We start from the raw sequence: 13,496 nt of genomic DNA, 5'->3' as shown, positions 1-13,496 counted from the left end.
TCCTCAGCTGCAGCGGGAGAACCCGCAGGACCGACAGACAATGCAGCCGCCTTCGTGCTCCACGGCGGAGCCGCAGTCCGGGCAGGCGCCCATTTCGGCGGCAACGGACGCAACATGAGTTTCCGCACGATGGTTGAGGACTTTCGCAATGGCGTCGGAGCAGGAAACGACCTGCTCGCCATTTTTCCACACGGGCGAGGGACAGCGGATGCCCATGAGCTGCCGCACGATGGCGTCCATCTTGACTCCCGACCGCAAAGCCAGAGAAATGAGGCGGCTGGTGGCTTCAATCTGGGAGTAGGCGCATCCTCCGGCTTTGCCCATTTGGGCGAAGACTTCGCAGTAGCCGTATTCGTCCTGGTTGATGGTGACGTAGAGCTTGCCGCAGCCCGTGTCGATGCGCTCCGTAAAACCCGTAGTCTTGTCGGGCCTCGGCCTGGGCTCCACCTGGGGATACTTCGCCTTGCGCTGAATGTTCAGGACCTGCACGTCACGGCTTCCATCCCTGTAAATGGTCAGCCCTTTGCATCCCAGTTGAAAAGCCTTGAGATAGGCGCTGGCCACGTCTTCCACCGTGGCTTCGAAGGGGAAGTTGATGGTCTTGCTGACGGCATTGTCCGTGTGCTTCTGGAACGCCGCCTGGATGCGGATATGCCATTCGGGAGAGACATCGTGAGAGACGACGAAGCTGCGGCGGACATCCGAGGGGATCTCCATGAAGTCCTTGATGCTTCCGCGCTCGGCGATGCGCTTCATGAGCTCATCGGAATAAAATCCCCGTTCATGGGCGACTTTCTGGAAGAGGGGATGGACCTCCAGCAGCTCTTCACCGCCCAGGACCTTGCGCACGTAGCTGATGGCAAAGAGAGGCTCTATGCCGCTGGAGCAATTTCCGATGATGCTGATGGTCCCCGTCGGCGCAATGGTGGTCGTGGTGGCATGGCGCATGTGCGGGGTATCGGCGCGGTCGTAGATGGACCCCTTGTAATTGGGAAAATTCCCCCGTGTCTCTCCCATTTGAGCGGACGCGGCCTTGCTCTCCTTCTGGATGAAGGACATGACTTCCTCTGCCGTGGCGACGGCCTCTTCGGAGTTGTAAGGAATGCCGAGGGCAATGAGCATGTCCGCAAACCCCATGACTCCGAGTCCGATCTTGCGGTTGGACTTGGTCAATTCCTGGATTTTCGGCAGAGGATACTTGTTGACTTCGATGACGTTGTCGAGAAAATGCACGGCATCCCAGATCACGTCCTTCAAATGGGCGTAGTCGATCTTTCCATCTTTCACCATGTGAGAAAGATTGATGGAGCCCAGGTTGCAGGATTCGTAAGGAAGGAGGGGCTGTTCTCCACAGGGGTTTGTGCTTTCGATCATTCCCACCTGGGGAGTGGGATTGCCCCGGTTCATGGCGTCCAGGAAAATGATTCCCGGCTCCCCGTTTTTCCATGCCGATTTTACAATCTGATCGAAGATCCTGCGCGCGGATATCTTGCCGACGGACTGCTGTGTGCGGGGATTGATGAGATCATAATCCGTATCCTTTTCGAAGGCCTCCATGAAGGCATCCGTAATGGCGACGGAAATATTGAAATTGGTCATACGGTCGTTGTCGGTCTTGCACGTGATGAATCTTTCAATGTCCGGATGGTCCACCCGCAGGATGCCCATGTTGGCGCCCCGGCGGGTTCCACCCTGCTTGACGGTTTCCGTGGCCGAATCGAAGACGCTCATGAAGGAAACGGGGCCGCTGGCAATCCCCTGTGTGGAAAGCACCTTGTCGTTTTCCGGGCGCAGCCTGGAAAAACTGAAACCCGTTCCCCCGCCGCTCTTGTGGATCATGGCCGCGTGCTTGATGGCTTCGAAAATGCTGTCGATGGAATCTTCCACCGGCAGCACAAAGCAGGCCGAGAGCTGCCCCAGACGGCGCCCGGCGTTCATGAGCGTCGGGGAGTTGGGGATGAAATCCAGCGACGCCATGAGTCGATAGAAGTTGAAGGCGGTTTCCTCGATGCGGTCGGTCCCCTCGTAAGTCCCGTCACCCTTGGCAATGGCCTTGGCTACGCGCCAGAAGAGCTCTTCCGGTGTTTCCACCGGCTCGTTCTTTTCATTCTTTTTCAGGTAGCGCTTCTTCAGGACCACCAGAGCATTGGGAGAAAGCACCAGGGGAGGTTCTTTCTTGACGAGGGTCATACGCCTTTTCTCGGCGGAGCTGGAGGAATCGGATGGTTCCTGCTCATGACTGGCCTGCTTTGCAGGGGACGGTATGCGATCGGCCATAATGATCGTATCCTCTTTCGGTATTGAGGTATTTTAGTAATAAATTGAACTAGCTAAAGATACTCTGTTCTTTGGAGCTTCGTGCTTTCCTGTAACTATGAAACATTTATGATAGGGGAAAAACAAGGGGTGTCAAAAAGTAAATTATGATGGAATCAGGCAGGCTTTGGGACAATGGCAAGATATCATGATAAAAAAATGGGCGGCCGCATGAGGGTTGTTTCCGGGTTCCGAACTGGTGTAAACAGATGCAGGATACGGAAAAACATGATGAAATGAATTTCAGGCTGAAAGTATCACGGGAGTCGTTCATGCTGCAATGCCTTTCCCCTTCGAAACGACTGCTGCCGGCTCTGCTGGCAATGAGCAGCCTTGCCTGGGTCTTCGGATGCACGGTAGGCCCGGATTATGTCAAACCTCGAATGGATGTGCCCTCCAGGTGGAATGAAGCCACGGCAAGCGAGGCCGCTTCCGGCCCTGCCGACGTTGCCCGGTGGTGGACCCTCTTTCAGGACCCCAGGCTCGATGTCCTCATCGAGCAGGCGGTACAGTCCAACAACGACTTGAAGCTGGCGGAAGCCCGTGTGCGGGAAGCCCGCGCTCTGAGGGGTGTGGTGGCTGCCGATGCCTATCCCGATCTGACCGCGTCGGGCTCTTACCGTCGCATACGACGGAGCGAAAGATCTTCACCGTCGGCTTCAGCGGCCTCCTCTTCGTCCGTGGGGAGCCTGAGCGGCAGCAACACTCAAGACCTCTTTGACGCAGGGTTCGATGCCAGTTGGGAAATCGATGTCTTCGGGGGCATCCGCAGGTCCGTGGAAGCGGCCGAGGCGGATATCGGCGCCTCCGAGGAGAATCTGCGGGATGTGCTCGTCTCTCTGCTGGCGGAGGTTGCCCGCAACTACCTGCAGCTGAGGGGGGATCAGCTCCGCCTGTCCATTGCCGCTGAAAATATCCGGGCCCAGCAGCAGACGCTGGAGCTCACGCAGGCGCGATACGATGCGGGACTGAGCAACGAGCTGGATGTGGCCCAGGCGAAGGCACAGCTTGCAGGGACGGAGGCACAGGTCCCTCGCCTGGAGAGCTCGGCGCGGCAGGCGATTCATCAATTGGGCGTGCTGCTCGGAAAGGACCCTGGGGCACTCCTTGCAGAGCTCTCAGAGCAGGCCCCCATTCCGTTCGGTCCCCCTGAAGTGCCTGTGGGGCTCCCTTCGGAGCTGCTCCGCAGGAGGCCCGACGTACGCCGCGCGGAACAGGATCTGGCTGCGGCCACCGCCCGCATTGGAGTCGCGACGGCGGATCTGTTCCCGAAGTTTTCACTTACGGGAGCCCTGGGACAGCAGAGTGTGAACTTTTCAGACATCACACTTCCCGAAAGCCGCTTTTATTCCTTTGGCCCTTCGATCTCATGGCCAGTTTTCGCCGGCGGACGCATTCGAGCCAATATCCGTGTCCAGGATGCGCGGCAGGAACAGGCGGCCATCCTCTATGAGCAGAGCGTCCTCAATGCCCTGAAAGACGTGGAGGACGCTCTCGTGGCATACGCCAAGGAGCAGCAAACACGGAAATCCCTGATAGAATCCACCGAAGCGACGCGCAAGGCGGTGGATATCTCCAACGAGCTCTATTCCCAGGGGCTGGTGGACTTCCTCAATGTGCTGATCAACCAGCGAGCCCTCTTTCAGTCCCAGGACAGCCTGGCTCAAAGCGACCAGCTGGTTTCTCAGAACCTGGTGGCTCTTTTCAAGGCCCTGGGAGGAGGATGGGAAGTACCACCTTCCCCGTGATGGCTGATCGGAGTCTGTCCGCCGTAAAATGAAGGAGGGGGAGAGTCACTGCTGTTGAGCCAACCCTTTTTCGTCATTCCGGCGAAAGCCGGAATGACGAAAAAACAAGCGCTTTGGACCCCGGTTTTCACCGGGGTGACGTTGAGTCAACAGCACTGATGGGGGATGGTGGCCGTAAAGCGTTCACACTGCCTCAATTCGAACCGGACAATGCCGTCACCGTCGAGGAGGAGTATTTGAACACTGAGACAAAAGGATTCGCGAGGCGGCGCCTGCTCCTGATGTATTGGCTCTGGGGTGTTGTTGTCCTCCTGGTGGCGGGGAATGCCGTGGCTGAATCCGGAGTGCCTTACACTGTGGCACTGCGGGGCGTTACAGACGAAGACCTGCAAAAGACTCTTGAGGCGGTGTCCATCACCGTGGCGCGAAAAGAGGAGCCTCCCGCCACCCTCTTTCTCCTCCGGAGAAGAGCCGCCGACGATGTCGAGGCTCTTCGTGAAGTGCTCCGTTCCCAGGGCTATTACGCCGCTGAAATCCGCTTGGAGATGAACGAAGAGACAACTCCTGTCAGCGTCGTATTTGAAATTCAAACGGGGCGGCGCTACCTCTTGAAATCCGTGGAAATCGAGTCCATTGAAGGATCCTCTCTCCCCGATGTGAAAATGCCGTCTTCCTCTGCCCTTGGGCTGGCCGTGGGCGAGCCTTCGGACGCGAGCCGTATCGTCAATGCTCAGGATCTGCTGGTTCGAGACGTGAGGAGGCAGGGATATCCCTTCGCCAGGGTAGCCGATCGCAGGGTGATCGTCGATCACAGCCAGGAAGGCGTCTTTGTGACATACACTCTGGATGCCGGTCCTCCAGGGCGCTTCGGCGACACGACTTTCAAAGGACTGGAGTCGGTGGAAGAGGAATTCGTGAGAAGGAAGCTGCCCTGGCGGACGGGTGAGCGCTTCAATGCCGACCTCTTTGCCGAGGCGCGCAAACGCTACACCGATACGCGCCTGTTTTCGCTCATTCTCATCAAGGAGGGAGAGGCCCTGGACGAAGAGGGTCGCCTCCCCATCACCGTCGAATTGACGGAAAGGAAGCATCGCAGCATCCGGGCCGGTGTGAGCTACAAGACCGATGAAGGCGCCGGGGTCGCCGCTTCGTGGGAAAACCGCAACCTGTTTCATGAAGGAGAGCGTTTTAAGACGGCATTGACCCTGTCGGAGCTCGTCATCGCTCTCGACAACACCTTCCAGAAGGTCGATTTCTTCAGGCCGGACCAGGTGCTCAATGCCAATCTCCGCGTGGCCAGGGAGAATACGGACGCTTTCACCAGCAACAATGTGGAGAGCTCGTTGATCGTGCAACGGGACTTGAGGCCGGGAATGAAAGTCGGGCTCGGACCGGGGCTGAGGCTTTCGGAAGTCGATCCCAAAGCGCCGGATTCCGACCGTGAGACCTTCGCGCTGGTCTCCCTGCCGGGCCAGTTTGACTGGGATTTCAGTGACAATCTCCTGGATCCCACCCGCGGCGGGCGCCTGAGGCTGCAGGCCGCTCCCTATTACGACCTCCTGGGATCCGATGTCAGCTTTTTCAAAAGCTACGGCAGCTACAGCCATTACCTGACGCTTCTGGAGCATCCCTTCCTGGTCTTTGCGGGCCGGGCGGCCGTGGGGAGCATGAGCGGCGTCGACACCAATTCCATCCCGGCGGATATCCGCTTTTACGCAGGGGGTGGCGGCTCCATTCGCGGATACGCCTACCAGTCCGTCAGTCCTCTCCTGGACGGGGATCCCGTCGGGGGACGATCACTTCTCGAATTCAGCGCCGAATTCCGACTGAAGATCACCCAGACCATCGGCCTGGTGGCTTTTCTTGACGGTGGAAGCGCCTTCGATTCGGTTTACCCCGACTTCGACACGAGCCTGCGGTGGGGGACAGGCGGCGGAGTGCGTTATTTCACTCCCATCGGTCCCCTGCGTGTGGACGTGGGGGTTCCCCTGGACCGCAGAGAGGGCCTGGACGACGCCTTTCAGGTATACATCAGCCTGGGACAGGCATTTTAGGATGTGAGTGCGCCATGGAACCTGTGAAACGACGCAGAGTGTTCATCTGGGCGGCGGGAGCACTGGGAGCAGTCTTCGTGTTGCTCCTGGGGCTGTTTCTCTTCCTGCAGACCGGTACCGGTAAGGATCTCCTCACCTCCAGGCTGTCGCGTCTTCTCAGCAGTGAACCGGAACAGCAGGTGATCCTGGAGCACCTGGAAGGGTTTGTTCCCTTCAGGATGCAACTGGGGCGCCTGGAAGTCCGGGATGCCGCGGGGACGTGGCTCCATGCCGAAAATGTGGCCCTGTCCTGGTCCCCCCTGGCGCTCCTGGGAGGAAAGTTTCACATTGAAGCATTGACGGCAGCCCGCATCGAAATCCAGCGCTTGCCGCCCTCGGCCCCCCAAGAGCCCCCCAAACCTCCCGAAGCTCCTCAGCCCTTCACATTGCCGGAAAAGCTCCCCCCTGTCTCCCTGGATCATCTGAAGGTGGAGGAGCTTGTCCTGGGGCAGCCCGTTGTGGGAAAGGCCGGCGCCTTCCAGTTCGAGGGGAAGCTCGGGGCAGCTCAGGACGCGGAGGGCCTCACGGCCGCTTTTCACCTCCGCCGTATCGATGCGGGGCCGGAAACCCGCCTGGACCTGGACGCCACTCTCGTCGGAAAACCATCTCGACTGGTGGTGGACGGGAAATTTCACGAAGCTCCCAACGGCTGGCTGGCGGCTGTTTTGAACCTGCAGGAGGCCGGCGAGCTCCAGGTGGATCTCGGAGGGGAGGGGCCCCTTTCGGATTGGAAGGGGTTCCTCAGGGGCAACCTGGGGAAATACGGATCCATTGATACTCAAATCCAACTGGGAGTCCGCGAAGAAACCGTCCTCGGACTCGATGGGAAGTCTGTCGCCGCTGCGTCCCTCCTGCCACCGGAACTGGTTCCTCTCCTGGGGCTCGAAAGCCGGTTCGGCCTGACACTGCGCCTGACTCCGGGAAAGTCCCTGGCCCTGGAAAAGGTGGACCTGCAGGGTGCGGGCTATCATCTCCTGGGGTCGGGCGGGCTGAACCTCCAGTCCCAGGAGCTCTCCAGCGACTTCACCCTTGCGGTGCAGGATCTCAAGGTCCTGGAATCCCTTGCCGGGACCCCTATCGCCGGGGGGCTGAGCCTCCAGGGCAAAGTGGGCGGCATCCTGCCCCACCCCCAGGGGCAGCTGACGGTCGATCTGCAGAAGCTCCTGGTCCAGAAGCTCCAGGTGGAGCATGTAAAAACCGACCTGCATTTTGAGCCCCTGGATCGCCAGGCGGCGGGCTTTTCCGGGGTCCGCCTCACGGGAAGCGGCCAGGCGGAGAAATTGAATCTCCTGCAAGAGAAGAAGCTCCCGGAAACCTCCCTGGGTTGGTCTCTGGACGTGAGTGTCCCGCCGCAGGGGAAAATTGCCATCCGCCGGTTCGAAATTCAGGGAAATCAGCATCTTCTCAACGCCGTTGGAGACTTCGATCCCGCTGCCCTGGAGGGATGGGTGGACGTGAATCTCGAAGTGAAAGATCTGCGGCTCATCACCGCCTTTCTTGGAGCAGAGCACCCAGGGGCCGTAAAGCTCGATGTCCGGCTGAAGGGAGAGGGGAGCCGGGGACCGGCCACCGCCCGCCTGGAAGGGGAAGCTGTCGGATTGGGGGGATTGCCTCCCGCTGTCATGGGCCTGATGGGACCCAGGGTGACCCTGGTCAGCCATGCGGCGCTCCATGAAAACCGAAAATTGCAGATTTCAGGGTTTGAACTGGCGGGGCAGGGGTTCCGCCTCACCAGCGATGCCACCGCGGATCTCACCCAGAAGGTGGTGGACGGAAGCTGGAAGCTGGTGCTCCCCCGCCTGGATTCAGTCGGTGCAGCCATGAAAAAGCCCCTGTCCGGAAGCCTGGAGGCGGAAGGCCATGTGAAAGGACCCTTCCAGGCTCTGGCTTTGGACGTTTCCGTGAAGGGACAAAATATCCAGTGGGAGAAGAGCAGATTCGATGCAGTGGCTTCGGAGCTGAGGGCACGGGAGGTGCCCGGGGCGCCCCGAGGGGATTTTTCTCTGGATGCCAGGGCGGGAAGGGAGAACCTGAAGACCGCCCTGGAGTTCGCCCTGGAAAAGGACATTCTCCAGGTGGCCAACCTGAGGCTGGATGCTCCCGGCAGCAAGCTCGAAGGAACTCTTGGAGTGGATCTGTCCAAGACGCTTTTACAGGGAAACGTCAACGGGCGCTTCAGCGATCTGAAGGCCCTGGGGCGATTTCTCGGACAGCCCCTGGCGGGCACGGGTGAAATCAAGGTGCTCTTGTCCCACGCCAGGGGGCAGCAGGATGTCAAAGCCCTCCTCCAGGGGAAAGACCTGGTTTTGCCCTTCGGCCGAACCGGGCAGGTGGGGGTGGATGCGGACCTCAAGAACGTGCTTCAAGCGCCCAGCGGCTCCGCCAAAGTGGAGATCCAGGACTTTCAGCAGGCCGATCTCATCTTGAAAAGCCTCCAGCTCCAGGCAGCCGGCGATGAAAAGGGCGCCAAGTTCCAGGGCAGGGCCAGGGGACGCTCCCGCGAGGATTTCAACCTGGAGACCGTGGGAGAATGGGCCAGGTCCGGCAGCGCTGATCGCATTCAGGTGAAAAGCCTCACTGGAAATTTTGGAAAATACCCGGTGGAGCTCCTGCAGCCCCTGGGTTTCACCCGCTCGGGGCAGGAGCTTTCCCTTGAGAAGCTGGCACTGAAATTTGGGAAGGCTCGCGTGGACGCCGCGGGAAATATGGGACCCCGGAGGGTGAGTCTCGATGCCCGCTTGGAGGAATTTCCCCTGGGAATGCTCGCTCTTGCCGGAGTGGACGACCTTTCGGGGACGGGGAACGGCCGGCTCCAGATGACGGGAGATCCAGGCAGACCGTCCACCCGGCTGAATCTGCGGCTGGTGGACGTGCGGTCCGGGAAGGCCTCCATGAAAAATGTTCCCCCCGCGAACCTGGCACTGAACAGCTCCCTGGAGGCCGGGGTGCTGAAGGTTGACGCTGCGCTGCAGGGACCGGTGGAGGGGACTGCGACGGCAGGCCTTTCCGTGCCCGTGCGCTTTTCCGTGGTCCCTTTTGCCTTTGACCTTCCACCCTCGAGCCCCCTCCAGGGGAATCTCCAGGCCGAAGCGGATCTGGCCAAGGTCATGGAATTCGTTCCGCAGGAAGGGCAGAAGCTCTCGGGTCATTTCAATACGCACCTGGAAATGGGGGGAACCGTTTCGGAGCCCGTCCTTTCGGGAGATGCCGTCATCGAAAAAGGGCATTATCAGAACCTGCAGAGCGGCACGGTTCTCGACGCCCTTTCCGCGAGGGTTCTGGCGAAGGGACGCCGCCTCGACATTGAATCCCTGAAAGCGACCGATGGCGGGGCGGGGAGCATCTCAGCCACGGGGGGAATCGATCTGCTGCCCGAAAAGGACTTCCCCTTTCACCTGGACCTGACGTTGAAGGACGCCACCCTCGTGCGGCGCGAGGATGTGACGGGGACGCTTCGGGGAGGGCTGAATCTGGAGGGTTCCTCCCGGGGCATGGCCTTGGGCGGAAAGCTCGAGGTGGCACCGGCCCAGGTGAGCCTGCCCAAGTCCCTTCCGCCGGGCGTGACGCGCCTCGAAGTCATCGAAATCAACGGCCCCGTGAAGGAGGGGAAGCAGGCAAAGCCAGCTGCGGCCTCCTCGCCCTTCAAGATGGACCTCGACCTCGGAGTGACCCTTCCAAACCGCGTGTTTGTGCGGGGCCGAGGCCTCGAATCCGAATGGAGCGGGAAGCTGCGCATCGAGGGGAGCTCCGATGCTCCCGTGGTCACCGGAAATCTCGATGTCATACGGGGCTATTTCGAATTCCTCGACAAACGCTTCAAGTTCGTGAAGGGGAACCTGCAGTTCAACGGCGCCGTCCCGCCAGCTCCCGTCCTGGACGTGACGGCGGAAGCCCAGGCCAGGGACATCACGGCGCGCCTGGTGGTTACGGGGCTGGCCTCGTCACCCAAGATCGAGCTCGAATCGGACCCCTATCTCCCCCGGGATGAGATCCTGGCGCGCATCCTCTTCGGGAGAAACCTTTCCAGCATCACCCCCGTGCAGGCCCTGAGGCTGGCCAAGGCGGTGAGAGCCCTCTCTTCGGGGGGGAGCGGCCTGGACCTCATCGGCAGCAGCCGCAGGTTCCTGGGACTGGATCAACTGGATTTCCGGGAGGGCGAGGGGTCGGAAACAGCGGTGGGTGTCGGGAAATACCTGACGGAAGACATCTACGTGGATGTTCAGAAGAATGTCAGCGGCCAGGCCGGAAGGGCCCGCGTGGAAGTGGAGCTGACTCCCAATATCACCATCACGGGGGAAGCCGGGTCGGACGCCACGACGGGGCTCGGTGTCAACTGGAAGCGCGATTATTGAAGCTGCGGCGCAATGGTCGGGAGAGAATGTTGTTGGCTCAACCTGCGGCTGACAATCTGCGGTCGTCAATCTGCAGCCGCCATTTCGGCGAAAGCCGGAATCGAATCAAATACAAGATGTTGGGATTTTGGTTTTCAGGAGGTGTGACATTGGCTCGACCCTAGGGCGTCCAAATTGAATCTCGATTGTTGCCGGTTTTTTGGCCCTCCAGAGCCCGGAGGGCTCACAGCTATTAGCCGGGGGTTGAGGCCTTAAGGCCGATACCCCCGGTTAAGAATGAAAAAGAAGGAAACGACCCTGGAGGGGTCGCAGTCGCAGAATGCCCTTGCTGGCACCCCTTCAGGGTGCATGATCATGCTACCAGCCTACCGGTGGTATCGCCTTTGCTGGCTCAACCACCGTCTAATGGCTGTGATCCCTCCGGGATCAGGAGGGCCAGGAACCGGGCAAGAAATTCGGGCGATTTTGCCCCTTTTTGGACGCCCCACACCAAAGCGGTAAGCCACTGACTCGACAATAAAATACGTAAAGGATGGCCAATTGTCCATAGGGGGTACAAAAGGAAAATTGACCATTTTACGAAAAGCCCCCTGAACGCTTACTATCAATGACCTCAGATTTCATTTTTTCATTTTTGAATGTGACAATTGAGCCAAGAAAATACTCTTCATTTTCATCAAAGGCCTCGTAATTATTATCTGGGAAGGAGAAGAGAAAAATATCATCCCAAAGAGTTTGGCATTGCTCTTCGCCCCAAGCGTAAGGGCGTTGATAGTCAGGAATGAGAAAATCTGCTTTTTTATCCGAAAACAGGTCGAAAATTGTTTTTTGATCTACGTTGAGTTTTGACATCTTTTTCTCCTATGGTCGCATCGCATAACGTCTCTGGGCGTAACCTACAACGCCTACGCTCGCTCCCTGCCCGAGGATACCTCACACGGCGTTGCCAGGTTGACGCCCGGGTTAGGCCGTGTGCCCGATCTGGCGGCCAAGTTCTGACCACGGCTTGATGCCCTTGAGTGTGTCCCGAAGCTGGTCCTGTGCGACCTCCGTGTCGTAGGCGGCCTGAGCCCGGAGCCAGTATCCGTCCGAGAGGCCGAAGAACTTGCAGAGACGCAGGTCGGTGTCAGCCGTGATGGCACGCTTGCCCGCGACGATCGCACCGATGCGCTGGGCGGGAACGCCGATCTCCTTGGCGAGACGGTACTGCGAGATGCCCATGGGCTTGAGGAACTCCTCAGAGAGGAGCTCGCCCGGGCTGACTGGCTTGAGCTTGGTCATCGTCATCACCTCCTAGTGGTAGTCCACGATCTCAACGTCCTGCGGACCCGCTTGCGTCCAACGAAAGCAGATGCGGAACTGGCCGTTCACCCGGATGCTGTGCTGTCCCGAACGGTCTCCCTTGAGCGCCTCAAGCCGATTGCCCGGCGGCACCCGCAGGTCGTCGAGCACGCCCGCGATCTCAAGCTGCCGAAGCTTGCGCCTGGCGACAGACTCGATGTTGACGAACCGGCGCACGCGGGTGCCCTGGGCCAACCGTTCGGTGTCAGCATCCTTGAATGAGACGATCATGGGCCGATATTAACGCGGAGCGTGCATAACGTCAAGCGTTACTAGTGCGATTCGAGGCTCCAGCGCCGTGCACCCACTGCTACCGGCCTAATAGGGATAGGGAGAGGCCTCGCGGCCCCTCTCCTCCCACACCACCTGGCATACGGATCACGTACCAAGGCGGTTCGGTCGAGATTATCGTTTGATGTACAGCCGGGGCACTCCGAGCTCATCGAAGGATTTGCCCGGGAGAGCAAAAGCAAGAGCAGGAGAGCGGCTGAGACGCCACGGACCATGAGCCGACTTGGCTGTATTCCAGGCCAGCCGACGGCTCACCCCCCGTTTGCGCAGCTCCCGGTAACCTCTTCGCCCCCACTGTTTCCAGTGATAGCTGCGAAGGCGGCGGCGAATCCAGGAGTCGAGCTCCTTGAAGCCGGAGCGGACCTCACTGTGACCAAAGTACTCCCGCCACCCAAGCAGGTAGGCACGAAGTTCCTGGGCGAACTGGCGGATGCTCCGACCACGGGTGCGTCCCGTGATCTCTCGGATCTTCTCCTTGAACCGCTTCTCTGCCGATTCACTGACAAAGAGCCGGAAGCCGCGGCGGCTGAAGCTAAAACCGAGGAATTTTCTCTCCCATGGCCTTCCGACAGCACTCTTGGCTTCATTTACTTTGAGCTTGAGCTTGGAGGTGAGGTAGCGGGAGATACTCTCCAGTACCCTTCTCCCCGCCCGCAGGCTTTTCACGTAAATGTTGCAGTCATCGGCATATCGGGCGAATCGGTGTCCCCGCCTCTCAAGCTCCCGGTCCAACTGATCCAGAAGCAGGTTACTGAGCAGCGGGGAAAGAGGACCGCCCTGGGGTGTACCTTCCACCGTCTCATGCAAACAGTCGTGATCCAGGACGCCTGCTTTCAGGAAGCGGCGAATCAGCGTAACAACACGCCCGTCGCTTACCCGCTTCACGACCTCCCCCATGAGCTTGTCGTGATTCACTCGATCGAAAAATTTTTCGAGATCCATATCCACGACATACCCATAGCCGCTTCTCAGGTGCTTTTGGGCGCACCGCAGAGCCTGATGGGCACTGCGCCCAGGCCTGAACCCAAAACTCCACGGCGAGAACGTCGGGTCCCACTCAGGTTGGAGAACCTGCAGCACCGCCTGTTGAATCAGGCGATCGACCGCAGTGGGCACTCCTAAGTACCCAAGCAAAAGTTTCACAACATTCTAGGTGGAGAAGTTGATTGTGTATTTCGTTCCAAAGTTCTTCAATATGTGATCAATGGCCTCCTGTAGTAAACTAAAAGAGAGATAGGCTGAGAAGGATAGCCATTCATACTTTATCTTCCTCCACAGGATCTCAATGAGATTGAGCTCAGGAGAATAGGTGGGGAGGAATTTAATGTAGAGGTTCTTCTTGGCCCATCGCGGTA

General features: G+C 59.1%; 8 protein-coding genes and 1 pseudogene. 3 read left to right on the top strand and 6 right to left on the bottom strand.

The genetic code is table 11. The features are described from left to right. Positions 1-3: 3 nt before the first annotated feature. The gene (locus MWC30_RS16575) at positions 4-2,190 is read right to left on the bottom strand and encodes a vitamin B12-dependent ribonucleotide reductase (RefSeq protein WP_368860874.1); all 2,187 of its coding nucleotides are present in this window, start codon (positions 2,188-2,190) and stop codon (positions 4-6) included. A gap of 398 nt (positions 2,191-2,588) precedes the next feature. Here MWC30_RS16575 and MWC30_RS16570 point away from each other — a divergent pair, with 398 nt between their 5' ends. From MWC30_RS16570 to MWC30_RS16560, 3 genes are all read left to right on the top strand, one after another. Next, positions 2,589-4,064 carry an efflux transporter outer membrane subunit gene (locus MWC30_RS16570; protein WP_244085313.1) on the top strand — a complete coding sequence of 492 codons (1,476 nt, stop codon included), beginning with the start codon at positions 2,589-2,591 and terminating at the stop codon, positions 4,062-4,064. A 236-nt stretch (positions 4,065-4,300) separates the two neighbouring features. Further along, a complete protein-coding gene (locus tag MWC30_RS16565) occupies positions 4,301-6,118 on the top strand; it encodes an autotransporter assembly complex family protein (RefSeq protein ID WP_244085312.1) in 1,818 nt (605 codons plus the stop codon). A 14-nt stretch (positions 6,119-6,132) separates the two neighbouring features. After that, positions 6,133-10,509 carry a translocation/assembly module TamB domain-containing protein gene (locus tag MWC30_RS16560; RefSeq protein WP_244085311.1) on the top strand — a complete coding sequence of 1,459 codons (4,377 nt, stop codon included), beginning with the start codon at positions 6,133-6,135 and terminating at the stop codon, positions 10,507-10,509. 603 nt (positions 10,510-11,112) lie between these two features. Here MWC30_RS16560 and MWC30_RS16555 read toward each other — a convergent pair. The 5 genes and pseudogenes from MWC30_RS16555 to MWC30_RS16535 all read right to left on the bottom strand — a co-directional run. Beyond that, positions 11,113-11,361: pseudogene (locus MWC30_RS16555) on the bottom strand (DUF262 domain-containing protein); the annotation flags it as partial. Between the two features lie 111 nt (positions 11,362-11,472). Then, entirely contained in the window at positions 11,473-11,790 is a 318-nt protein-coding gene (locus MWC30_RS16550) for a HigA family addiction module antitoxin (protein WP_244085309.1), read from the bottom strand. A 12-nt stretch (positions 11,791-11,802) separates the two neighbouring features. Beyond that, a complete protein-coding gene (locus MWC30_RS16545) occupies positions 11,803-12,081 on the bottom strand; it encodes a type II toxin-antitoxin system RelE/ParE family toxin (RefSeq protein WP_244085308.1) in 279 nt (92 codons plus the stop codon). 174 nt (positions 12,082-12,255) lie between these two features. Continuing rightward, complete coding sequence (gene ltrA / locus MWC30_RS16540; RefSeq protein ID WP_244085307.1) at positions 12,256-13,257, bottom strand: group II intron reverse transcriptase/maturase; 1,002 nt, start codon at positions 13,255-13,257, stop codon at positions 12,256-12,258. A 33-nt stretch (positions 13,258-13,290) separates the two neighbouring features. Continuing rightward, the coding region (locus tag MWC30_RS16535; RefSeq protein WP_244082570.1) for a transposase at positions 13,291-13,496 on the bottom strand (206 nt) is incomplete at its 5' end.

Source organism: Desulforhabdus sp. TSK (assembly GCF_022836495.1).
Taxonomy (GTDB): Bacteria; Desulfobacterota; Syntrophobacteria; order Syntrophobacterales; family Syntrophobacteraceae; genus Desulforhabdus.
The sequence above is the reverse complement of the archived record's forward strand: the minus strand, read 5'-3'. Positions and strand labels throughout refer to the sequence as shown.

Bases quoted from the DNA above. Each gene is read 5' to 3' on its own strand.
- MWC30_RS16545 (WP_244085308.1), bottom strand. From the start codon at position 12,081: ATGATCGTCTCATTCAAGGATGCTGACACCGAACGGTTGGCCCAGGGC.
- MWC30_RS16575 (WP_368860874.1), bottom strand. From the start codon at position 2,190: ATGACCCTCGTCAAGAAAGAACCTCCCCTGGTGCTTTCTCCCAATGCT.
- MWC30_RS16550 (WP_244085309.1), bottom strand. From the start codon at position 11,790: ATGACCAAGCTCAAGCCAGTCAGCCCGGGCGAGCTCCTCTCTGAGGAG.
- MWC30_RS16570 (WP_244085313.1), top strand. From the start codon at position 2,589: ATGCTGCAATGCCTTTCCCCTTCGAAACGACTGCTGCCGGCTCTGCTG.
- MWC30_RS16560 (WP_244085311.1), top strand. From the start codon at position 6,133: ATGGAACCTGTGAAACGACGCAGAGTGTTCATCTGGGCGGCGGGAGCA.